This is a genomic window from Streptomyces zingiberis, assembly GCF_012034935.1.
Lineage (GTDB): Bacteria > Actinomycetota > Actinomycetes > Streptomycetales > Streptomycetaceae > Streptomyces > Streptomyces zingiberis.
Window position 1 is genome coordinate 240,563 of the sequence record NZ_JAATEN010000003.1, and the last position, 23,422, is coordinate 263,984.

Genomic DNA, 23,422 nt, shown 5'->3' on the forward strand with positions numbered 1-23,422 from the left:
CGCCCCGGACGCCGCCCTGGTTCCCCCCGACCCGGCGGCGCGACCGCCGGACGTCCCCGTACCGTCTGACCCATGACGCATCGCTCGCCCACCGACATCGGAGAGCCGGAGCCCGGGCCCGTCCCGGGGACGGCCCCGGCCTCCGCCGCCGGTCCGCGCCCCGCCGGGGACCCCGGCGCCACCGGAGGAGACCCCCGCCCCGCCGGAGCGGGGCCGGCCGGGGAACCGGAGACCGGACCGGCCGCGAGCCGCGCCGCCACCGCCGACCGGCTCCCCGGGCTCACGGCGGACGAGGTCGCGGCGCGCGTCGCGGCGGGAGAGGTCAACGACGTCCCGGTCCGCTCGTCCCGCTCGACGGGCGAGATCGTCCGGGCCAACGTCTTCACCCGGTTCAACGCGATCATCGGGGTGCTCTTCCTGATCATCCTGGTCGTCGGACCGATCCAGGACGGCCTGTTCGGCTTCGTGATCCTGGCCAACACGGCCATCGGCATCATCCAGGAGCTGCGCGCCAAGAAGACGCTGGACAACCTCGCGGTGATCAGCGAGGCCAGGCCGGCCGTCCGGCGTGACGGCGTCTCCGCCCAGGTACGGACGGGCGAGATCGTCCTCGGGGACCTGGTGGAGCTGGGCCCGGGCGACAAGTGCCCGGTGGACGGCGAGGTCGCCGAGGCCGAGGGCCTGGAGATGGACGAGTCGCTGCTCACCGGCGAGGCCGACCCGGTGCTGAAGCGGCCCGGTGACCGCGTGATGTCCGGCAGCTTCGTCGTCGCGGGCACCGGCGCCTTCACCGCGACGCGCGTGGGCCGGGAGGCGTACGCGGCGCAACTGGCGGAGGAGGCGTCCCGGTTCACGCTGGTCCACTCCGAGCTGCGCAGCGGCATCAGCCAGATCCTGAAGTACATCACCTACATGCTGATACCGGCCGCGATCGGCCTCATCGTCAGCCAGCTCGTGGTGCAGGGCCACGACTGGCGGGAGGCCGTGCGGCGCATGGTCGGCGGCATCGTGCCGATGGTGCCCGAGGGGCTGGTGCTGCTGACCTCGGTGGCCTTCGCCATCGGCGTCATCCGGCTCGGCCGCAAGCAGTGCCTGGTGCAGGAGCTGCCGGCCATCGAGGGGCTGGCCCGGGTGGACGTCGTCTGCCTGGACAAGACGGGCACCCTCACCGAGGGCGGCATGGACGTCACCGCGGTGAAGGTCCTCGACGGCTCCGGCGAGTCCCGCGTCCGGGACGTCCTCGGCGCCCTCGCGGCCTGCGACCCGCGGCCCAACGCCAGCCTCCAGGCGGTCGTCCGCCACTCCCCCGCGCCGGAGGGCTGGGAGCACACCGAGACGCTGCCGTTCTCCTCCGCCCGCAAGTACTGCGGCGCGCGCCTCACCGACGGGGACGGCACCACCGGAACGTGGCTGCTCGGCGCGCCGGACGTGCTGCTGCCCGCGGGCGACCCCGCCCTCGCCGAGGTGGACGAACTGGGCGCGCAGGGCCTGCGGGTGCTGCTGCTGGCCCGCACGGGCCACGCGCCGCGGGACCCGGCCGCCGGCCGGGACGCCGGCCCCGTCGCACTGGTCGTCCTGGAGCAGCGGCTCCGCGCCGACGCGGGGGACACGCTGCGGTACTTCGCCGAGCAGAACGTCGAGGCCAAGGTCATCTCCGGGGACAACGCGGTCTCCGTGGGCGCCGTGGCCGGGAAGCTCGGGCTGCCGGGCGCCGGCGCCCCGGTGGACGCCCGCAAGCTCCCCGAGGACCACGGGGAGATGGCGGAGGCGCTGGAGAAGGGCGCCGTCTTCGGGCGCGTCACGCCGCAGCAGAAGCGGGACATGGTCGGCGCGTTGCAGTCCCGCGGCCACACCGTCGCGATGACCGGCGACGGGGTCAACGACGTGCTGGCGCTGAAGGACGCCGACATCGGCGTCTCCATGGGCTCCGGCTCCGAGGCCACCCGGGCCGTCGCGCAGATCGTGCTGCTCAACAACAGCTTCGCCACGCTGCCGTCCGTGGTGGCCGAGGGCCGCCGGGTCATCGGCAACATCACCCGGGTCGCCACCCTCTTCCTGACGAAGACGGTGTACTCGGTGCTGCTGGCGGTGCTGGTGGTCTGCTCGCAGGTGCCGTACCCGTTCCTGCCCCGCCACCTGACGCTGATCTCGGCGCTCACCATCGGCATCCCCGCCTTCTTCCTGGCGCTGGCGCCCAACAAGGAGCGGGCGAGGCCGCACTTCGTCCGGCGCGTGATGCGCTACGCCGTACCGGCCGGGATCATCGCGGGCGCGGCCACCTTCACCACGTATCTGCTGGCGCGCCACCACTACACCGGGCCCGACGCGCTCGCCGCCGAGACCAGCGCGGCGACGCTGACGCTCTTCCTGATCGCGATGTCCCTGCTGGCGATCGTGGCCCGGCCCTACACCTGGTGGCGGATCGGGCTGGTCGCCACGATGGCGCTGGGCTTCCTGGTCGTGATCGTCACGCCGTTCCTCCAGCACTTCTTCGCGCTGCGGCTGGTGGGCGTGGTGATGCCGTGGACGGCGGTGGGCATCGCCGCGGCGGCCGCCGTGCTGATGGAGCTGAGCTGGCGCTGGGTGGGAAGGCGGTTCGCGGCCTGAGGCCGTTCGCGGCCCGAGTCGGTTCGCGGCCTGGGCCGGAGACGGCTCCGGCCTGTGGGGCCGTTCGCCCCCGCACGTGCCGCCCCCGGTGAGGGCCGGGTGGCGGCGCGTGCGGGAGCGGGGGGGGTCAGTCGAACCAGCGGTCGCGGGCCAGTTCCTCGGTGCGGGAGAGGTCTTCGAGGAGGGCCGCGACCTCGAAGCGGCGGGGCCACTGGCCGGCCGCCCAGGCCAGGCCGGCGGCCACGCCCTCCAGGGTGGCCGCGTGGACCACGCCGTCGGGGGTGCGGCGCCAGTCCACCTCGACCGTCGCGCCCACCGGACCGGCGTCCCCCTCAGCTCCGTCCCCGCCGCCGGACGCGCCTCCTCCGGTCCCGCCGCCGATGACGCGCAGCTCCTCGTACTCGACGTAGGACTCCGGGGTGGCCGGGCCCAGCAGGACACGGACCGGATCGGGGACGGCGCGGAGCTCGCCCGCGTCCGGGTCGGCGACGGGTGCGGGGAACGCCTCGCTCAGCCGGCGCACCTGGAGCAGTTCCGCCAGGTCCGCGGCGCGGGCCGGGGCGACGGGCAGGAGGGGGCGGTGGCCGGCCGGGGCCAGCAGGTCGGGGGCGTCGGCGATCAGGGCCTCCCCGGCGTCCACGACCCGCACCTCGCCGCCGGAGCCGAGGACGGCGCGCAGCTCGTCCGGGAGGGTCACCTCGTCCGGGTCGAGCGCGGCCAGGGCGGTGTAGAGGCCGTGCAGCCGGCGCGGGGTGACGGAGCGGCCGGGGTCGGCGAGCCGGGTCAGCAGTTCGGCGGCGCCGCCGGGCTCGTCCAGCAGGGCGGCGACGGTGGTGCGGACGCCGAGGGCGCGCAGCACCTGCTCGTCCTCGAACCCGGCCGCGTCGGCGGGGTCGTAGAGCCCGGCGAGCAGCGGGTCGCCGCCCGCGGCGCGCAGCCCGGCGGGGCGGCGGCCGTCGAGCACAGGGTGGCCGCGCAGCCACCAGGCGGTGTACGGGCGGACGGTCTCCGTGGTGCCGTCGGGGAGGAGGATCCGGACCGGGGTGGTGAGGGCGTCGCGCAGCGGCGGCCGGGCGAGCAGGGCCAGCGCCCGCGGCCAGGCGTCGTCGTCCACGAGGTCCAGGTCGCGGACGGCGGTGATCTCCGTGGCGACGGGCGGGACGGGGCCGTCGGGGAGCCGGTCGAGGACGTCCTCGCACCAGACGTCCACGGAGTCCAGCAGCCCGGCGTCGTCCGGCTCGGCGTAGTCCCCCTCACGGGGCTCCAGCTCGTCCGGGTCGAGGACCACGTCGGTGGCGCGGACCAGGGCGAACGTGGACTGCACCCCGACGGCGGCCAGCACCTGGGGCCCCCAGCGGCCGGCGAGGGCGGCGTCGCAGACGGCGAGCTCCCCCTCCCGGATGATCTGCTCGAACTCGCTGCCGGGGAAGACCAGCTCGCCGGCCGGGGCGAGTTCGCCCTCGTCGTCGGGGAGGGCGAGCGCGCCCAGCCAGGGCTCGTCGTCGGGGGCCAGGCCCGCCTCGCGGACCAGGCCGAGGACGGCCTCGGCCAGCTCCTCGGCGTCGAGGGCGTCCTCGTCCCAGAGGTCCCCGCCCTCGCTGTCGAGGGAGGCGGCGACGGCGGCCCGCACCTGGGGGGTGGTCAGCACGGCGCGCGGGGAGGCGGGCAGCGCGCCCAGCTTCTCCAGCAGCGGGTGGGCGGCGTCCGGGTGCGTGACCTTCAGGCCGAGGCGGGCCAGGGTGGCGGGGCCCGGAGCGGCGGTGCGGGCACCGGACGCGTCGGGCGCGTTCCCGTCCGCCGGAGTGGGCCCGCCGGTCCCCGGGGAGGCCGCCGGGCGGTCCTCCGTACCCGGCAGCGGCAGCAGCACCTGGCGGGGGCCGATCGTGGTGCGGCCGTCGGCGAGCGGTACGGGAAGGCCGCTGAGCCGCTCCGGGTCGGTGCCGGCCAGGCTGTCGTAGAGCCGCCGCCACCAGGACGGCGGGCGCTCCACCCCGGCCAGCCGGTCCACGGCCTCGCCCAGCGGCACCCGGGCGACGCCCAGGGCGCGCAGCTCGGGGCGGCGCTCCAGGCCCGCGGGGAGCAGCCCGGAGAAGAGTTCGGCGAGCACCGCCACGGTGTCGGCGCCGGCGCCCTCGACGACCTCGGCGTCCACGGGACGGAGCCGGACGGGACAGGCCGGGGCGGCCGAGTCATCAGTGCTGTGCCAGGGGGCGGTGGCGCCGGTGAGGTCACCGCCCGCCTCCCCCGTCCCGTCCGCCGGCTCCGGGCCTTCCCGGAGGTCCTCGGTGGTCCGGGCCGCTCCCGCGAGGAAGGGCACCCGGGGCAGCAGCTGAAGCACCTCGGCGCGGAGCCGCCCGTCCAGCCCGCCCTTGCCGAGCGGGCCGGGCACCAGGGCGAGCGTGCCGGTGGACAGCGGCTGCCAGTCGCGCAGCAGCGCCGCGTAGGTCTCGGCGGCGCGGGCCACGAGGAAGTCGGTGAGCGGGCCCACCGCGGTGTGCCGGCGGGTCGGCTCCAGCGGGAAGGACGCGATGAGCAGCGCGGGCAGCCCCAGCGGTTCCTCGGTGGGGGTCGGCGAGTGGACCACCGGAGCCGTGCCGGGGCGGACCGGCGCCCCCTCGCCGTCCACCGGGACGGCCCAGGTCACCGACCACAGCGGGCGGAGCCGCTCCTCCACGGGGCGGTCGGCGAGCAGCGCGGGCTCCAGCCACCCGCCCGCGCCGGCCGTCCGCCAGCGGGTGGTGGACCGGGCGCTGTCCTCGACGACCGTGTACGGGCCCTCCTGGCGGCGCGTCAGCGTCCGCGGCTCCTCGCCGGGGATCTCCACGACGATCTCGGACAGCCCCGGCAGGGTCAGCAGCAGGGCGTCGTCGATCCCCGCGAGCAGGCGTTCCGCCAGGGCCTCGGCGGCGCCGTCGCGCAGCGGCAGCACCACGGCCGTGTCGTAACCGGCCGGGGCCGAGCCCTCGGCGGGCAACGGCAGCCGCAGCAGGGGGACATGGCCGTCGCGGCGGCGCAGCTCGTCCGCGAGCCCCGGGGAGCCGGCCGCCGCCCCGGCCGCCAGGTCGCGCGCCTCGGCGAGGGACCAGCGGACGCCCCCGGCCCGGCTGATCACCGCGGGCTCGTCGCTCACCGCCAGCACGGCGGCGAAGCCGACCCCGAAGCGGCCCACGGACGGCGTGACCGCGCCCGGGGCGCCCCCGGCCGCCGCGGCGCCGGCGGCCTCCCCGGGGCCCCCGGGAGCCCCGGTCCACTCGTCGCGCTTGGCGGAGGCCCGCAGCGTGGCCAGCGACTCGGCGCCGGGCGCGTCCAGCGGCGCGCCGGTGTTGGCCGCCGCGAGGACCGCCGGGACGTCGCCCTCACCGGCGTGCAGGGTGAGCCGGAGCCGCCCGGGGACGCCCGCGCGGGACGCCGCGTCCGCCGCGTTCTGCGCCAGCTCGACCACGAGCCGGTCGCGGTAGCCGCCGAGTGCCAGATCCTCCTCGGCGTTGGCGTCCTCGCGGAACCGCGCGGGCGACGCGGCCCACGCGTCCAGCACCCCGCGCCGCAGCCGCGCCGTCCCGAACGGGTCCTGCCCGCCGGTCGTCGCCCGCACCATCGCCGTGCCGCTCACGTGTCGCTCCTTCGCCGGGGCCCCGGGGGGCCTGCCGTGCTGTGCCGGATGTTCTGATCTGTGCTCCCGGTACCGTCCTGCCGGTCCCGTTGCCGGATCCGGCGGGGTGCCGTGAGCCCATCGTGCCGTGCCGCAGGTGCCAGGGTGCCGTGTCCGCCGGGCGGGACGAGGGCCGGGGGCGGGAAAGGCGGCCGGACCGGCCTCGTGGGGGCGGGTGCGGTCCCGGTCGCGGCCTTGGTCCCGGTTTCGGTCCCGGTTTCGGTCCCGGTCCTGGTCCTGGTCTCGGTCCCGGCCGCGGACCGGAGTTCGCCCGCCGCGCTCGCGGTGCGCGCCCGCCGCGCCGCTCGCGGTGCCTGCTTGCCGTGACCGTCGTCTCGCCCTGACCGCCCTGACCGCCTTGACCGCCTTGACTGTCGTAGCCGTCGTGGCCGTCGTGGCCGTCGTGTCGCCATGCCGGCCGGGGCGGGCCGCTATGGCCGTGGGAGCCCGCCCACCACGGTGGTGGGAGTGCCCACCCTGGCCTTGCTCAGCGTCCATGGTGCACGTGGTGCCGCTGGGGCTCGACGCCCCCGGGGCGCACGGCGGCCGGGGCCGCTCTCACCGCACCCACCGGCGTCTGTTCCCGCCCCGTGACGCCCTCTTGCGGCGTCCCGCCGGCGGCGTTCACGCCGTACCGCGCTCCGCCGCACCGCCCTCTGCCGCGCCGCGCTCCGCCCTCTGCCGCACCGTGCCGTCGTACGGGATCGCCGTTCGGTGCCCGGCGGCGCCGGACCCACCGTGCCGTGCGACGGAGGGCCGGCCGTCTCCGGCACCGGCCGGTGACCCCGGCCGTCGGGAGGCCGGGCGGAAGGGCGGAAGGGTGGAAGGGCGGCCGGAAGGGCGGCTCCACGGCCGGGGCGGCGGGTGCTACCGCTCCCCGGCCGGCGGCGGGTGCTACCGCTCCCCGGCGGAGTCCCCGTCAGGCTCCCCGTCAGGCCCGTCCGCGCCCGGCTCCGCCGTCTCGTCGCGGGCGGGCCGCAGCGACAGGTGGTCCACCCGGGTCTCGTCGATGACCGGCTGCGGCGCGGGCGGCGCCTTCGGCACCACGGCCGCCTCGGAGTGGCCGCCGCAGCCGTAGGCGAGGGAGACCATCCGGCCGTCCGCCGGGCTGAACTCGTTGGCGCACACCCCGAACGCCTGCCGCAGCGAGCCGGTGAGCGGCATGAGGAAGCCGCAGCTCCCGCAGTCCGCGGGGGCCGCCTGCGCCATCGCGGTCCGGGCTCCGTGCGCCTCCTCCCAGCGGTCGGCGGCGATGCTCAGGCCGTAGCGGGAGAGGACGCGGGCGCGGCCCATGAGGCCCAGCTCGTGTCCGACGGCCGCGAGGGATCCGGCGGCGCGTTCCGGGGCGGGGAAGAGCGGCGGGCCCGCGGAGGCGGCGGCCTCCCGCTCGGCGGCGGCGCGCTCCTCGGCCTCCTCGGAGAAGGGGGAGTCGGGCGGCGGCCCGTCGGCGCCGGTCCAGCCGGGCTCCAGGCGCGGGTCGTCGTCCTCGGTGGGCAGGAGGTCGCCGGGGCCCAGGTCACCGGGGCGGAGGCGCTCGCTCCACGGCACCCACTCGGGGGCCAGGATCGCGTCGTCGCCGGGGACGAGCACCGTCTCGTCGAGCGTGACGTTCCGGGCGCGGGAGGCCCGGGCGACGGTGACGGACCAGCGCCAGCCGCGGTACGCCGGCTCCCGGCAGGCGAAGTAGTGGGTGACGACCCGGTCGGCGTCGGCGACCACGCCGAGGTGCTCACCGACGGCCACCTCCCCCGCCGCCGCCACGGCCTCGCCACGGGCCATGTCGACCGCCTCGGCGCACAGGCGGTCCGGGGTACGGCTTCGCATCGTCGCAGCACTCACAATGAATCGATTCTCTCCTACGCCGTCTCACAGGTGCGCCGGCCGGCCGTACCGAACGGACGGGCTGGGGAGGGCGGACGGAGCGGACCGGGGGACCGCGTCGACGTCCGCACCCGACCTGCCCAGGGCGGACCTCCCCAGCCCCTTCTGCGGGACCGGGGCGGGCACGCGGCCGGGAAGGCAGCCGGTGGCGCACGGTTGCACGCTACCCCCACCGGCGGTGCGCGGCCCACCCTGCCCTCGTGGTGGACCTCCCGCGCGGAGCCGGAAGGGCCACGCGGACGCCGTCCCGGCCCCCTGTCCACCGCGCCCGGCACCGGTCCGTCCCCGGCCCGTTCCCGCCCCGTCCCTCCCCCGTCCGGTGCCCCGGTGCGCCTGCGCGGGCGTACGCGACCGGCGAAAACACCATGGCGGGGCGGAGTTGGGGCAGGATGGCGGAATGGCAAGTGACCGGCCGCGCGACACCACGCGTCGGCTCCGCGCGGGACGCCCGGGAGCGGAGCGGAGGCCGCCGTGTCCCGGCTGAACGTGCTGCGCACCGTGCTCGGCCGGTTCGGGCGTGTCCTGCGGTTCCCCTTCGCCGCGGGCGGCCGCCGCATCCGCCGGGCCACGCACGCGCAGGGAGCGGGCGAGTCGGGCCTCGGCAAGCTGATCGAGCTGCACGCGGTGAACTCCGCGGGCGACATGCTGATCACCATCGCCCTGGCCTCCACCGTCTTCTTCTCCGTCCCCACGGACCAGGCCCGGGGCCGGGTGGCGCTCTACCTGGCGATCACGATGGCGCCGTTCGCGCTGCTCGCCCCGGTCATCGGGCCGATCCTGGACCGGCTGCCGCACGGGCGGCGGGCCGCGATGGCCGGGGCCATGCTGTTCCGGGCGCTGCTCGCGCTCGCCCTGTCGGGGGCGGTGGCCACCGGCGGGCTGGAGCTGTATCCGGCGGCGCTCGGGGTACTGGTGGCCTCCAAGGCGTACGGGGTGGTGCGGTCGGCGGTGGTGCCCAGGCTGCTGCCCGCGCAGATCTCCCTGGTCAAGGCGAACTCCCGGGTGACGCTGGCGGGCCTGCTCGCCACCGGGGCCGCCGCCCCGATCGGCGCCGGGCTCCAGTGGTTCGGGCTGGAATGGCCGCTGTACGGGGCGTTCGTCATCTTCGTCGTCGGCACCTTCCTCTCCTTCTCGCTGCCGCCCAAGGTGGACTCCGCCAAGGGGGAGACGGCGGCGGAGTTCTTCGACCACGGCCGCCCGCACGGCTGGGCGACCGACGCCGGGAACGCCCCGCCGGCGGCCGGGACCACCCCCTCCTCCACCTGGCCGGCGGACACCGCCCCGCCGGGCGTCCGGGCCGGGGCCGACGAGACCCGCCCGGGGACCGGACCGGACACCCCGTCCGGCGTCCCCCTGGGCCCCCCTGACCGGCAGGACGCCGCCCGCCCCCCGGCGGACCCCGTACCCGGCCCGGCTCCCGGGAGCGGCGCCACCACCGGCGACGGTGGCGTCCCCGCTCCCGGCGCGCCCGCCGCTCCCGGCACGCCCCGGAAGCGGCCCGGGCTCCGCTCCGTCGGGCCGTCCGTCCGGTACGGGCTCCAGGCGAACACCTCGCTGCGCGCCCTCTCCGGCTTCCTGATCTTCTTCCTCGCCTTCCTGCTCCGCGAGGAGCCCCTGGACGGGCGGAGCGCCGCCGTGTCGCTGGGCGTCGTCGCCGTGGCGGCCGGCACGGGCAACGCCCTCGGTACGGTCATCGGCGCCTGGCTCAAAGCGCGCGCCCCGGAGGCGATCATCGCCACGGTGCTGGCGATCGCCCTGGTCATGACGGTGATGACGGCCGTGCTCTTCTCCACCCCCGCGCTCGCCCTGGTGGCGGCCGTCGCCGGGCTGGCGCAGGCGCTGGCCAAGCTGTCGCTGGACGCGCTCATCCAGCGGGACGTGCCGGAGCGCGGGCGGTCCTCCGCCTTCGCCCGGTCGGAGACACTGCTGCAGATGGCCTGGGTGGTCGGCGGCGCCATCGGGATCGCGCTGCCGCTCCACGGGGCGCTGGGGATGTCGGTGGCGGCGGCGCTGGTGGCCGTGGGCGCCGCGACGACCGTGCGGGGACTGCTGGCCACGGCCCGCCGGGGCGCGCCGCACCCCCGCGCGGCCTGAGCGGGGCGGAACGATAGCCTTCCGGCATGACCGTTGCCACGCGGCCGAGCCGCCATCCGATGCAGTCACGAGAGCGCCGGGGAGACAAGCGGCGCGCCGCCGGCGTCCTCGCAGCCGTGTCCCTCGGGCTCGCCGCCCTGGTGGCCTGTGACAAGCCGACGCCGATGGCGACCGTGACCGCCGGGTCCGACAGCGTCTCCGGCGAGGCCTCCTGCTACGAGAGTGGCAAGAACATCCCCCAGAAGCAGCTCAGCGGCTGCCTGGACCGGAAGGGCGAGCAGCTCACCGTCGGCGACGGCGACCGCGTCCGCATCGGCGTGGACCCGGAGATCGCGGAGTCCGGCTGGGCGCTGGTCGCGGGCGGCCAGGGCGTCATGCCCGAGGCGTCCACGAGCACCTACCGCTCCTTCGCCCACGACGAGATCTTCGCCCCGCGCCAGGGCGCGCAGGGCGGCACCGAGGTCCCCAGGACCGTGCAGCTCACGATCGTCGAGGTCGACAAGAAGGGCGAGGCGCGGGGCACCTGGTCCTTCACGCTGAAGCGGGAGTCCTGACGGAGCGCCGCGCGGCCGGCCGGGCCCGGCGGGTGCCCCGCCGGGGAGGTGGCCGCTGATGGCCCGGGTACTCGTGGTGACGGCCGTGCCGGCGGAGGCCGACGCGGTACGGAAGGGACTCGGCGGGCCGGCAGAGCCGAACGCGCCGGGCCCGGCTGCCGGAACGGGCGCAACGAGCAGGACGGACGGGCCGAGCGGGCCCGGCACGGCTGCTGCCGGGACGGGCGCGGGCGCGCCGGGTGAGCCGGAGCCGGGCGCATCGGAGCCGGGCGCATCGGCCGCGCCGGGCCTTGGGCCGGCGGGCCCGGGCGCCGCGGGCGGCCCGGTCCGGCGTGCCGGACGGCCAGGGGGCACCGCCTCCCGGCCGGGCTGCGTGGACGTGCTCGCCGCCGGGGTCGGGCCGGCGGCCGCCGCGGCCGGCACCGCGTCGGCGCTGACCGCCGCCGCGCTCCGCGGCACCCCCTACGACCTGGTCGTCTCGGCCGGGATCGGCGGTGGTTTCCCGGGCGTGGCCCCCCTCGGCTCCGTCGTCGTCGCGGACGCGATCATCGCGGCCGATCTGGGCGTGCGGACCCCGGAGGGCTATCTGCCCCTGGAACGACTGGGGTTCGGGCGGACCGTCCACGCCCCGCCGCCCGGCGCGGCCCGCCGGGCCGCCGAAGCCCTCGGCGCGGTGCTCGCCCCCGTCCTCACCGTCTCCACGGTCACCGGGGACGCCGCCCGCGCCACCGAGCTGGCCGGACGCCACCCCGGCGCCGGGGCCGAGGCGATGGAGGGGTTCGGCGTGGCGGAGGCGGCGGCGGCGCACGGGGTGCCGGTGCTGGAGATCCGCGCCGTGTCCAACACCGTCGGTCCGCGCGACCGCGCCGCCTGGCGCATCCCCACCGCGCTGACCGCGCTCACCGGCGCCTTCCGGACGCTGGCCGGCTCGGCCGGTGACATCCTCGGCGGGGCGGCCGAAGTGGCCGGGACGGACGGCGTGACAGGGACGGCCGGGGCGGACGCCGTGACCAGGGCGGCCGGGACGGCCGGAGCGGGCAGTGACGGCGACGACGTGCGGCAGGTGAGGAGGACCCCGTGAACGACGCGGACCAGAAGACCGAGGACCGGACCACGGACGGGACGGTGGGACGAGCGGTGGACCCGTCCGTCCGGACGGATCCGCCCGGGACGGACCGGCCCGCGCCGGAGCGCACCCGGCCGGAGCGGACCGGGACGGAGACGCCCCTCCCCGCGCCCGGCGCGCGGTCCGTGCCCGGCGCCACGCCGCCCCTGCGGTTCGCCCACTCGCCGTGCCCCAACGACACCTTCGTCTTCCACGCCTGGTCGCACGGGCTGGTGGCGGACGCCCCTCCGGTGGAGGTGGTGTTCGCGGACATCGACGTCACCAACGGCGTCGCGGAACGCGCGGCCTCCCCCGCCTCCGCGGGCGGCCCCGGCGCCGGGCCCGGGACCGGCGGCGACCCGGCCCTCGACCTGCTGAAGGTCTCCTACGCCGTCCTGCCGTGGATCCTCGACGAGTTCGCCCTGCTGCCCTGCGGCGGCGCCCTGGGGCGCGGCTGCGGCCCGCTCGTCCTCACCGCGCGGCCCGCCTCGGCGGGCGACCTGCGTGGGAAGCGGATCGCCGTGCCGAGCGAGCGTTCGACGGCGTATCTGCTCTTCCGGCTCTGGGCGGCGGCCGAAGTGGCGGGCGGCGTCGGCGAGATCACCGTGCTGCCGTTCCACGAGATCATGCCCGCCGTGCGGGACGGGGTGGTGGACGCGGGGCTCGTGATCCACGAAGCCCGCTTCACCTACCGCGACTACGGGCTGCACCGCGTGGCCGACATGGGCGAGCACTGGGAGAACACCACCGGACTGCCCATCCCGCTGGGCGCGATCGTGGCCCGGCGTTCCCTCGGCGAGGCCCGGCTGCGGGAGCTGGCGTCCGCCGTCCGCGCCTCGGTGCGGCGGGCGTGGGAGGACCCGGAGGCGTCACGGCCGTACGTCCTGGAGCACGCCCAGGAGATGGACCCGGCCGTCGCCGACCAGCACATCGGCCTCTACGTCAACGAGTTCACCGCGGATCTGGGCGCCGAGGGGTACGCGGCGGTGCGCGGGCTGCTCGACCGCGCGGCGGCGGAAGGACTGGTGCCGCCCCTCGGCCCGCACGCCCTGGACTTCCCGTCGCCTCCTCGGCCGTGAAGGAACGCTGACGCCGCGAGCGCTGTGAACGGCGTGAGCGCTGCGAACGGCGCGAGCCCGCAGGCTCGGACGGTCACCCCGGGAAGCCGGTGCGGGCACGGGCCCCGGACAGCGGCCCGCCCGCCTCGCCGGGCGGGCCGGTGAGGCGGGCGGGCCGGGTGTCTCAGGCGTCCGGGCGCCCCGGCGGGCTCAGACGTCCAGTTGGTCGGCGACGGCCCGCAGCATGCCGGCGATCTTCTGGCCGTGGGCCCGGTCCGGGTACCGCCCCCGTTCGAGCTGGGCGCCGACCGTCTCCAGCAAGGTCGTCAGATCCTGGACGATGGAGGCGAGTTCGTCCGGCTTGCGGCGCTGGGCCGCGGCGACGGAGGGCGTGGGGTCGAGCACCGTCACCGACAGGGCCTGGTCGCCCCGGTTTCCCGCGACGACACCGAACTCCACCCGCTGGCCCGGTTTGAGGCCGTCGACCCCGGCCGGGAGCACCGAGGAGTGCACGAACACGTCGCCGCCGTCGTCGCGGGAGAGAAAGCCGAAGCCCTTCTCGCTGTTGAACCACTTGACCTTGCCGGTAGGCACGTCTGTCCTCGTCCTCGTACTCGTCGGGGATGGCACACACACGAACAACTGCGGTTCGGGGGCGGTGCGGCGGACGCCGCGGCCCGCCTGCCCCCAGGCTAATGGTCCGGCGCCCGGTGACAAGAAGTCGCCGGGTGGCTCCTCAGCGTTCACGGTGTCCGGGGACGGCGACCCGCGGACATGGGCCACCGCCCCGGATCTACCCTGGAGGGGTGAGCAGTGAAACCCCAGCAGAGCGCGGCGGCCCGGGCGACCGGCTCGTCCGGGCCGGCGGCGTCGTCTTCCTCGTCGGCGCCGTGGCCACCGTCGTGACCGTGGCCCCGTTGTTCCTCGGGGCCGAGCCCTTCCCGACCGCCGCCTATCTGCTGTCCATGCTGATGGGCGCCGGCTTCGCGCTGGCGGGCGCCGGGGTGCTGCGGTCGGTCGCGGCGCAGCGGCGTCAGGCGCGGAACTCCCTGGGGCCGGAGGGCTCCGCGTCCCGCGCCTCCGGGGCGCCCGGCCCCGGGTCCGGCAGCCCCGCGCCGGACGAGGCGCGGGAGCCGGGGACCCGGTAGCCCTGGGCCTCCCGGCCGGCCAGCCAGGCGGGGAACTCCGTCAGGTCGGGCAGGACGACGTCCGCGCCCGCAGCCCGCAGCTCCTCCGCGCCGAACGGGCCCGTCGCCACCGCCACGGAGAGCGCGCCGGCCGCGCGCGCCCCGCGGATGTCGCCGGTGTGGTCGCCGACGTACACGGTGGCGCCGTGCGCGCGCAGCGCTTGGGCCTTCTCCTCCGCCCAGAGGGAACCGACCACGGCGTCGGGCTCGATCCCCAGGTGCGCGAGGTTGAGTTCGGCGTTCGGCCCGTACTTGGCGGTGACGACGACGGCGCGGCCACCGGCCTCCCGCACGGCCCGCACCGCCTCACGGGCACCGGGCAGCGCCAGGGTGTGCCCGATCGCGTGGCGCGGGTAGAGCTCCCGGTAGAGGTCGGCGACGGCGTCCACCTCGGCCGCCGGGAACCAGTGGGCCAGTTCCTGTTCGAGTGGCGGGCCGAGCCGGCTGACGACGAGATCGGTGTCGATCGGTGTCCCGGTGCGGGCCGTGAGTTCCTCGTAGGCGGCCTTGATGCCGGGGCGGGAGTCGATCAGCGTCATGTCGAGGTCGAAACCGACCGTCGGGGGATGGGGTGCCATACCGGACAGTGTGCGGGTGGCCACCGGCACGGCGTACGGCCGGGCCGCCCGACGCACCCGACGCACCCGACGCACCCGGATACCCGACATGCCCGGAGCCGGCGGTGCACCGGGGCGGGGTGGTCATCGGCAAGGCGTGTGGCCCCACCGCCGGAACACCCGGAGCCGGCGGTACACCTGGACAAGGCGCGCCGGACGGCGGGCACCCGGGGGCACCCGCGCGGGGCGGGCGTGGAAACACCATCCCGGGCCGTGTCCCGATTCCTCTTCCTCGCCCGGCATCCGCGCCGGCCGGGGCCCGGTCCCACCACGACGGAGCTGGCCGCCTGTCACACCGCCGCCCCGGCCTTCGTCGGTACCGGCCGTCCTCGGTACCGCCCGGTCGGGCGCAAGGTCGCGACCGCGCACGGCCCGGGGACCCGCGCCGGGCAGCCGGGCGGGAGGTCACCGCGCGGGAGGTCCCGGCGCGACGGGCCCCCGGTGGCCCGGCGGGCAGCCGGGCGAGCCGGTTCAGCCGCGGACGCGGCGGGCCCGCCACAGCAGGAACACCGCCGAGGCGACGGCCGCGGCCCGGAGCGCGATCGGCCAGGTCTCGCTGATCGCGTCGCTCATCGCGCCGTCGCGGATCTGCTCGCCCCACCGTCCGTCCAGCCGGCCCCAGAGCCACACCAGCGCTCCCCCGGCGACCAGGCCGGGCAGCGCGAGCGCCGCCCATTTCGCCTCGGCGCGGCTGAGCCGCGGGCCGGCGTAGGCGATCAGCCACCCCGCGGCCAGCGCGAGCAGGGAACCGAGCAGGGCGCCACCGATCAGCAGCGCGGCGGCGAGCAGCAGCAGAGGGCTGGGCGTCCCGACGCGGGCCGGGCCCCGGCGGAACGGTCCGCGGACGGCCACCGGTTCCGGCGCGCCTCCCCCGGCTGCCGCCGCCCCGGCCGGGCCGGGCGGTGCGGTGGCTCCGGGCGCCCCGGCCTTCCCCGCCCCCGCGGCCTGCTCGAACGGCCGCTGCGGGGGCGGCTTCAGTATCTCGGGGATCTCGATACCGCCGACGAAGCCGGGCACGGAGTCCCCGGGGCCGAAGTGCCCGGCGGCGAAACCGCCCGGGGCGGCGGGCCCGGAGGCGCCGAAGGGGCCCGGCTCCACCCGCCACCACTCGGTGCCGTCGGCCCCGCGGAGTTCGTCCTCCCCGGCGAGGTGCGGGGGCGCGGGTCCGTCGAGCGGGACGAGCGGGACGACGGGCGGCTCCGGAGCGGACGGGGCGGCGGGCTCACCCCCGCCGCTCTCGCGGGGGCCGGGCACCTCCGGCGCGGCGGGACGCTCCGGGCGCCGGCCCAGGCCGCCGAGGCGGCGCAGGGCGCCGAGGGCCCCGGCCCCGTGGCCGCCTGGGCCGGAGCCGTCCCCGCTGCCGCCGGGGCCGGACGCCGAACCGTTCCCGCCCGGGCCGGCCGCGGCGGCGCCCCGGCGCGGTTTCCGGCCGCCCCCGGCCGCCGGGCCGTGCGCCACGCGCGGTGAGGCGGAGTGGTGCGCGCCGTCCCCGCCGTCCGGGCCCGTTCCGCCGGGCAGCCGTCCGCCCGCCTCGCGGACCACGTCCTCCGGGGTGCCGAGGCGGCCCAGGATCCGCTTTACGGCGCCGGGGTTGTCGGCCGTCACCGTGCGTTCCTGGTCGATCTGGCGGCGCAGCTCCGAGACGAGCTTCATCCGGTCCCCGGAGGGCAGCCGGCTCTGCTGGGCCAGGTCCCCGACCCGGCTCAGATAGTCCAGCACGAGCTGATCGCTTCTGATCCCCACGAAATCCCCTGCGGGTGTGCGCTGTTGGTGACCGCCTCACCCGACGTTACCCGCTCGGCCGCCGCCGGAAGCCGTCCCGCGCCGGGGCGGACGGCCCCGTCCGGACCGGCCCGGGCGCTAGTGTGAGGCGGATGACCACCGAGCGGAACGGGGAGGCAGAGGTGTCCGGAAGAAGCCGCCCGTCCGCCGCGCCCGACGGACCCGACGGCCCCGGTCCGGGCGGCCACGGTCCGGGCGCGCGGACCGGTACGGCGCCCCGCACCCTCGCCGAGGAGCTGCGCGCCCGCGGCGGCGGGCCCGGCGGGCCGGGGTCCCCCGCGGGGCACGGAGACCACGGCACGGGCGGCGACGGGCTGGCCGCGCTGCTCCGCGCCCGCCCGGACCTCCTCTCCCCCGTCCCCGGTGACCTCACCCAGCTCGCGACCCGCGCCGTCGCGCGCCCGTCCGTCATCCGCGCCCTGGAGCGACTGGACCGGTTCGCGCTACAGACCGCCGAGGCGCTGGCGGTGGCGCCCGACCCGTGCCCGTACGGCACGCTGCTGTCCCTGATGACCGGGGACGGCGAGCCGGAGGAGCGGGCCGTCCCGGGTATTCCGGACGCGGCTGTTCCGGCCCCGTCGGACGCGTCCGATGCGGGCGCCCCCGGCCACGGCGGACCCGGCGGGCACACCGGGCACACCGGGCACACCGGGCACGCCGGGCACGCCGGTGATGCCGTGTCCCCGGCTCCGGCTCCGGAGGAGCACGCGGCCGACGCCGGCGCGGCCCGGAAGACCGCCGAGGCGGTGGCCGCCGAACTGCCGCGCGCCGTGGCCACCTTGCGCACCCGGGCACTGCTGTGGGGCGGGGACGACCGGCTCCACCTGGTCCGCACGGTGCGGGAACTGCTCGCCCCGGCGACGGCCGCGCCCGCCGCGCCGGGGCCCGTCGCCCCGTCCACCGGGCTGGGCCCCGGGGTGGCGGACGCCACGGCGGGGATGTCCCCCGGCCGGCTCCAGCGGATCGTCGCCACCGCCGGACTGCCGTCCACCCCCGACCCGGTGACCGCCGTCGAATCGCTGACCGGCCTGTTCAATGACCGCGCGCGGATGGCCGCCCTGCTCGCCGGGGCGCCGCAGGAGTCGCTGCGGGTGCTGGACCGGCTGGTGTGGGGCCCGCCCTACGGCACGGTGCCGGCCGATCCGGGGCGGGCCGTGCGCTGGCTCACCGACCGGGGACTGCTGCTGCCGGCCGCGCCCGGCGCCGTCGTCCTCCCCCGCGAGGTGGCGCTGCATCTGCGCGGCGGACGGGCGCACCGGGTGGTGGAGCCGCTGCCGCCGCCGGTGGAGACAGCCGGCCGGCACAGCCCGCGCACGGTGGACGCGACGGCCGCCGGCCAGGCGTACACCGCCCTGGGCGTCGTCGAGGACCTGCTGCGGGAGTGGGAGACGGCCGCCCCGTCCGTACTGCGCGCCGGCGGTCTCGGCGTACGGGACCTCAAGCGGACGGCCGCCGCGCTCGACACCGACGAGGCGACGGCCGCCTTCTGGATCGAACTGGCCCACGCGGCCGGGCTGCTGGCCTCCGACGGCGCCGCCGACGAGCGGTTCGCGCCGACCCCGGAGTACGACGTGTGGCGGGAGCAGCCCCCGCAGGAACGCTGGTCGGTCCTGGCGGCGGCCTGGCTGGCGGCGACCCGGACCCCGGGGGTCGCCGGCGGCACGGACGCCCGGGGCCGCGCCCTGACGGTGCTCGGCCCGGGCCTGGACCGCGCCCAGGCGCCGGAGGTACGGCACGCCACGCTCGCCCTGCTCGCCACGCTGCCCCCCGGTGCCGCGCCACGCCCGGAGACGCTGCTGGCCCGGCTCCGCTGGGAACGCGGCGTGCCGGCCGGCGCGGACGCCCCGGAGCGCCACGCGGCGGGCGCCGGGGCGGGCTACCCGCCAGGCGCCGGGGCGCGGCAGCGGCGGGCGCGCGGGCTGTCCGCCGCGGAGGTGCTGCGGACCCGGCTCACCGAGTGGACGCTGCGGGAGGCCGAACTCCTCGGCGTCACCGGCCGCGGCGCCCTCACCGGTCACGGCCGCGCGCTGCTGGGGGCGGCCCCCGGCCCGGCGGTACCCGGCGGCCCCCCGGCGGACGGCCGCCCCGCCCCGGACCCGGGCACCACGGCGGACACCGGCCCCCGCCCGGCCACCCCGGCCGGCGCCGGCGCCGACCCGGACCCGGGCAGCACCTGGGGCCCGGGCACCACGGCGGACCTCGGCGCGAGCACGGGCACGGGCACATCGACGAGTACCGGTGCTCCGGCAGGAACCGGCCCGGACACCGGCCGCCCGGCGGGTACCGGCGCCCCGGCGGGCACGACCACCGATCCGGCCGCGCCGGGCGACGCCGGCACCACCACGGCCACGGACACCGGTCCGGCCCCCGCCGCGGATACGGGCACCCCGGCGGCCACCGGCACCGGCCCGGACACGGGCGCCCCGGCGGCCACCGGCGCCGACCCGGGCGCGGGGGCCCCGGCCGGGACCGGCACCGGTGACGCCACCGGTGCCGGGGCGACCGGCGGCGCCGTCCCGGCCACCCCGGCCGGGCGGGCCGCGGCGGCCGCCGCGCTGCTGGCGCCGCTGCTCCCGGAGCCGCTGGACCACGTCCTCCTCCAGGCCGACCTGACCGCCGTCGCCCCCGGACCGCTGCGCCGCCCGCTGGCGGAGACGCTGGACGTCCTCGCCGAGGTGGAGTCCAAGGGCGGCGCCACGGTCTACCGCTTCACCCCCGAGTCGGTGCGGCGCGCGCTGGACTCCGGCCGTACCCCCGCCGGGCTCCACGCCTTCCTCGCGGAACACTCCCGCACGCCCGTGCCGCAGCCGCTCACCTACCTCATCGACGACATGGCCCGCCGCCACGGCCGGCTGCGCGTCGGCGCGGCGTCCGCCTACGTCCGCTGCGAGGACGAGGCCACCCTGGCCGAGATCCTCGCCGACCGGCGCGCCGAGCCGCTGCGGCTGCGCCGGCTTGCGCCGGCGGTGCTGGCCTCGTCGCTGGAGCCGGCCCTGCTGCTGGCGAAGTTGCGGGAGCTGGGGTACGCGCCGGCCGCGGAGTCCGCCGAGGGGGATGTCGTCCTGGCCCGGCCGGAGCCGCGCCGCACCCCGCCGCGCACCCCTCCCGCGCCGGTGCGGGAGGGCCCGCCGGAGCCCGAACCCGCGCTGGTCGACGCGGCCGTACGGGCGGTGCGGGCCGGGGACCGGGCCGCCTCCGGCGAGCCGGCCCCGCCCGGCGCCGGTGACCACCCGCCGGAGCCGGGCGGGGTGCCCCGGGGCTCCGTCGGCGACACCCTCGCCGCCCTCCAGGCCGCCGCGCTCACCGGCGACCCCGTGTGGATCGGCTGCGTCGGCGCGGAGGGGGCGGCGGACCGGCGGCTGATCGCCCCGGTGCGGGTGGCCGGCGGCCAGGTCACCGCGTACGACCACACCGCCGAGGAGGTCCGCGTCTACCCCCTGCACCGCATCACGGGCGTCGCCGACGCGACCGGGTGAGGGCGAGGGCCGGGCGAGAGGCGGGGCCGGGCGAGAGGCCGGGCGAACGAGGAACGGGGCCCGGCGAGGAGCGGGGCCCAGGCGGACCGGGCCCAGGCCGACCGGGTCCGGGCGGACCGGGCCCAGGCCGACCGGGGCCGGGGCGCGCCGCACAGGTCACCGCCGCCCGTCGCCGCCCACCGCCGCCTACCTCCGCCCGGGTCGAGCCCGGGTGGAGCCCGGTGAAAGCCGTCCCGTCCGGGAAGCCGCGCCCCCGTTCCCGGGCGGCCCGTCCCCGGCCCCGGCGCCCGTCCGCCGCGGTGAGGGACACTGGATGCTTGCCCCATCGCCGCAGACCGAAGGGCGGGACCAGGCGTTGACCGGACCTCTGATCGTCCAGAGCGACAAAACCCTCCTGCTGGAGGTCGACCACGAGCAGGCGGACGCCTGCCGCCGCGCCATCGCGCCCTTCGCCGAACTGGAGCGGGCGCCCGAGCACATCCACACCTACCGGCTGACCCCGCTCGGCCTGTGGAACGCGCGCGCCGCAGGGCACGACGCCGAGCAGGTCGTCGACGCCCTCGTCGAGCACTCCCGCTACCCGGTGCCGCACGCCCTGCTGGTGGACGTCGCCGAGACGATGGCCCGCTACGGGCGGCTGCGGCTGCTGAAGCACCCGGTGCACGGGCTGGTGCTGGAGACCACCGACCGCCCCGTGCTGGAGGAGATCCTGCGCTCCAAGCGGATCAAACCGCTGGTCGGGGCGCGGATCGACGCGGACTCCGTCGCCGTGCACCCCTCCGAGCGAGGGCAGGTCAAGCAGACGCTGCTGAAGCTGGGCTGGCCGGCCGAGGACCTCGCGGGCTACGTGGACGGCGAGGCGCACCCGATCGACCTCGACGAGTCGGACTGGAGCCTCCGCCCCTACCAGCGGCAGGCCGTGGAGAACTTCTGGCACGGCGGCTCGGGCGTCGTCGTGCTGCCCTGCGGCGCGGGCAAGACGCTCGTCGGCGCGGGCGCCATGGCCACGGCGCGGGCGACCACGCTGATCCTCGTCACCAACACGGTCTCCGCCCGGCAGTGGAAGCACGAACTGGTGCGGCGCACCTCGCTCACGGAGGACGAGATCGGTGAGTACAGCGGCGCCCGCAAGGAGATCCGCCCGGTCACCATCGCCACGTACCAGGTGCTGACCACGCGGCGGAAGGGCGTCTATCCGCACCTGGAGCTGTTCGACTCCCGCGATTGGGGCCTGATCGTCTACGACGAGGTGCACCTGCTGCCCGCGCCCGTCTTCAAGTTCACCGCCGATCTCCAGGCCCGCCGCCGGCTCGGGCTGACGGCGACGCTCGTCCGTGAGGACGGCCGCGAGTCCGACGTCTTCTCCCTGATCGGCCCCAAGCGGTTCGACGCGCCGTGGAAGGAGATCGAGGCGCAGGGTTACATCGCGCCCGCGGACTGCGTGGAGGTCCGCGTCGACCTGACGGACGCGGAGCGGCTCGCGTACGCCACGGCGGAGCCGGAGGAGAAGTACCGTCACTGCGCCACGACGGTCAGCAAGCGGCGGGTCATCGAGGCGCTGGTCCGCCGGCACGCGGGACAGCAGACGCTCGTCATCGGCCAGTACATCGACCAGCTCGACGAGCTGGGCGAGCACCTGGACGCGCCGGTGATCAAGGGCGAGACGGGCAACGCGCGGCGGGAGAAGCTCTTCGAGGCCTTCCGCCGGGGCGAGGTCCCCGTCCTGGTGGTCTCCAAGGTGGCGAACTTCTCCGTGGACCTGCCGGAGGCGACGGTCGCCATCCAGGTCTCCGGCACCTTCGGCTCCCGGCAGGAAGAGGCCCAGCGGCTCGGCCGGGTCCTGCGCCCCAAAGCCGACGGGCACGAGGCGCGGTTCTACTCCGTCGTCGCCCGGGACACCGTCGACCAGGACTTCGCGGCGCACCGCCAGCGGTTCCTGGCCGAGCAGGGCTACGCCTACCGCATCGTCGACGCGTCGGAGCTGCCGGCGGGCGACGAGGTCTGAGACGGCGCGGCGGGCGGGGCCCCGGCCGCCGGGCCCCGGGCGGCCCCACCGGCCGGCTCCCCGGCCCGTCCTCCGTCCGGCCCCCCGGCCGCCCGGGACTCGTCGCCGGCCGGAGGGCCGTGCGGGGCCTGTGGGTCATGCGGGGCCGCCGGGTCGTGCGGGGCCGGTGCGGCCATCGGGCCGCGCCGCGCGGACTGGCCCGGCAGGAAGGCCCGGGCGCCGGGCCGTACCGCCGGTTCCGGGGGTCCTTCCCCGGGGGCCCCGCAGCCCACGGGGTCCACGGGCCGCCCGGGGCCCACGGCGCGCACGGGCTCCCCGGCGGGCGCAGCGGTCCCTCCCGGACCGGCCGGCGCCGTCCCGCGGGCGGGCCGCAGCCGCCAGGCCGCGAAGCCCAGCACCCCCAGGGCGAGCACCGGGTACGGGGAGGCCGGCACCTGCTGCCACCAGGTGAGCCGCAGATCGAGATCGCCCTCGCTCGGCACCAGCCACAGGCTGCGCGCGGTGAACAGCACGGCCACGCAGACCGCCGTACGCGGGCCCGCCTCCCGGGCGAGCAGCGCGATCAGCGCCACGCACCACACCCAGTGGTGCGACCAGCTGATCGGGGAGATGAGCAACGCCGTGAGCGCGGTGAGGACGACGCCCCACGCCTCGTCGCGCCGGGCGCGCCAGGCGTGCCGGGCGAGCAGCAGCCCGGCCACGGCGGTCACCAGCGCCGCCGCCTGCCACAGGAGGCCGGGCTCCTCGGTGTGCAGGAGCCGGGCGGACAGCCCCTGGAGGGACTGGTTGTCCACGATCCACGCCTTGCCGACCCGGCCGGTCTCGAAGACCCGGCGGGTCCAGAACTCCACACTCGCCCCCGGCAGGACGGCCGCCCCGAGGAGCACCGAGCCGGCGAAGCCCGCCAGAGCCGTGAACGCGGCCCGGACCCGGCCGGTGAGCAGCAGATACACGGCGAAGATGGCGGGGGTGAGCTTGATCCCGGCCGCGATGCCGAGGGCGAGCCCCTTGCCCCGGGCGCCGTCGGGCCGGGTCAGGTCCCACAGCACCAGACCGGCGAGGACGAGGTTGATCTGCCCGAAGAGAACCGTCTGGAAGACGGGCTCCAGCCACAGGGCGAGCGCCGTCGCGGCCAGGACGAGAGCCGCGTAGGCGGGCCGGGGAAGCCGCCGGGTGCCCCGGGCGGCGTGCGCCGCGGGCCCGTCCGCGGCCGTGGCGTCCCCGGTGGCGGCCTCCGCCGGGAGGCCCCCGGCGTCCCCGGGTGCCGCTCCACGGTGACCGGCGCGGGGGACTTCGCCACCGGCGAGGCCGTCCCGGCCCGCGGCGGCGGGCGTCTCGTGGCCCGCGCCGCGCGGGGCTTCCCGGCCGTCGGCCCCCTGACCGGCCGCGTGGGACACGTCGCGGGGC

The 23,422-nt window shown here is 77.8% G+C and carries 12 protein-coding genes and 2 pseudogenes; 8 read left to right on the plus strand and 6 right to left on the minus strand.

The genetic code is table 11. The features are described from left to right. The first annotated feature begins 72 nt into the window (after positions 1 to 72). A complete protein-coding gene (locus tag HCK00_RS05265) occupies positions 73 to 2,607 on the plus strand; it encodes a cation-translocating P-type ATPase (protein ID WP_168100561.1) in 2,535 nt (844 codons plus the stop codon). A 127-nt stretch (positions 2,608 to 2,734) separates the two neighbouring features. Here the strand turns inward: HCK00_RS05265 and HCK00_RS05270 are convergent, their stop codons facing one another. Together HCK00_RS05270 and HCK00_RS05275 are read right to left on the minus strand one after the other, a co-directional pair. Beyond that, complete coding sequence (locus tag HCK00_RS05270) at positions 2,735 to 6,202, minus strand: molecular chaperone Hsp90 (protein WP_168100709.1); 3,468 nt, start codon at positions 6,200 to 6,202, stop codon at positions 2,735 to 2,737. A 948-nt stretch (positions 6,203 to 7,150) separates the two neighbouring features. Then, complete coding sequence (locus HCK00_RS05275) at positions 7,151 to 8,080, minus strand: DUF3027 domain-containing protein (protein ID WP_168100562.1); 930 nt, start codon at positions 8,078 to 8,080, stop codon at positions 7,151 to 7,153. A gap of 528 nt (positions 8,081 to 8,608) precedes the next feature. On the opposite strand from HCK00_RS05275, the gene HCK00_RS05280 reads away from it, so the two are divergent. From HCK00_RS05280 to HCK00_RS05295, 4 genes are all read left to right on the plus strand, one after another. Then, positions 8,609 to 10,231, plus strand: coding sequence for an MFS transporter (locus HCK00_RS05280; protein WP_311765157.1), 1,623 nt, complete (start codon positions 8,609 to 8,611; stop codon positions 10,229 to 10,231). 26 nt (positions 10,232 to 10,257) lie between these two features. Further along, the gene (locus HCK00_RS05285; protein WP_240965268.1) at positions 10,258 to 10,785 is read left to right on the plus strand and encodes a hypothetical protein; all 528 of its coding nucleotides are present in this window, start codon (positions 10,258 to 10,260) and stop codon (positions 10,783 to 10,785) included. A gap of 73 nt (positions 10,786 to 10,858) precedes the next feature. Further along, positions 10,859 to 11,866, plus strand: coding sequence for a futalosine hydrolase (locus tag HCK00_RS05290; RefSeq protein WP_375781922.1), 1,008 nt, complete (start codon positions 10,859 to 10,861; stop codon positions 11,864 to 11,866). A 170-nt stretch (positions 11,867 to 12,036) separates the two neighbouring features. After that, a complete protein-coding gene (locus HCK00_RS05295; protein WP_168100712.1) occupies positions 12,037 to 12,969 on the plus strand; it encodes a 1,4-dihydroxy-6-naphtoate synthase in 933 nt (310 codons plus the stop codon). Positions 12,970 to 13,158: 189 nt separating this feature from the next. Here the strand turns inward: HCK00_RS05295 and HCK00_RS28125 are convergent, their stop codons facing one another. Then, positions 13,159 to 13,542: a cold-shock protein gene (locus HCK00_RS28125; RefSeq protein WP_168100564.1), complete on the minus strand. Its 384-nt coding sequence runs from the start codon at positions 13,540 to 13,542 to the stop codon at positions 13,159 to 13,161. A 212-nt stretch (positions 13,543 to 13,754) separates the two neighbouring features. On the opposite strand from HCK00_RS28125, the pseudogene HCK00_RS05305 reads away from it, so the two are divergent. Beyond that, positions 13,755 to 14,006: pseudogene (locus HCK00_RS05305) on the plus strand (hypothetical protein); the annotation flags it as partial. Here the strand turns inward: HCK00_RS05305 and HCK00_RS05310 are convergent. After that, positions 13,982 to 14,713, minus strand: a complete 732-nt coding sequence (locus HCK00_RS05310) for an HAD family hydrolase (RefSeq protein ID WP_168100565.1) — start codon at positions 14,711 to 14,713, stop codon at positions 13,982 to 13,984. The pseudogene HCK00_RS05305 and the gene HCK00_RS05310 overlap by 25 nt on opposite strands. Before the next feature lie 510 nt (positions 14,714 to 15,223). Beyond that, positions 15,224 to 16,495 (minus strand): hypothetical protein, encoded by a 1,272-nt coding sequence (locus HCK00_RS05315; RefSeq protein WP_168100566.1) that lies wholly within the window; start codon positions 16,493 to 16,495, stop codon positions 15,224 to 15,226. A gap of 131 nt (positions 16,496 to 16,626) precedes the next feature. On the opposite strand from HCK00_RS05315, the gene HCK00_RS27350 reads away from it, so the two are divergent. Continuing rightward, positions 16,627 to 20,010 (plus strand): helicase-associated domain-containing protein, encoded by a 3,384-nt coding sequence (locus HCK00_RS27350; RefSeq protein ID WP_240965269.1) that lies wholly within the window; start codon positions 16,627 to 16,629, stop codon positions 20,008 to 20,010. 355 nt (positions 20,011 to 20,365) lie between these two features. Then, the gene (locus HCK00_RS05335) at positions 20,366 to 22,015 is read left to right on the plus strand and encodes a DNA repair helicase XPB (RefSeq protein ID WP_168100713.1); all 1,650 of its coding nucleotides are present in this window, start codon (positions 20,366 to 20,368) and stop codon (positions 22,013 to 22,015) included. A gap of 305 nt (positions 22,016 to 22,320) precedes the next feature. On the opposite strand, the pseudogene HCK00_RS28650 reads toward HCK00_RS05335, so the two are convergent. After that, positions 22,321 to 23,187: pseudogene (locus HCK00_RS28650) on the minus strand (glycosyltransferase 87 family protein); the annotation flags it as partial. Positions 23,188 to 23,422 lie beyond the last annotated feature (235 nt).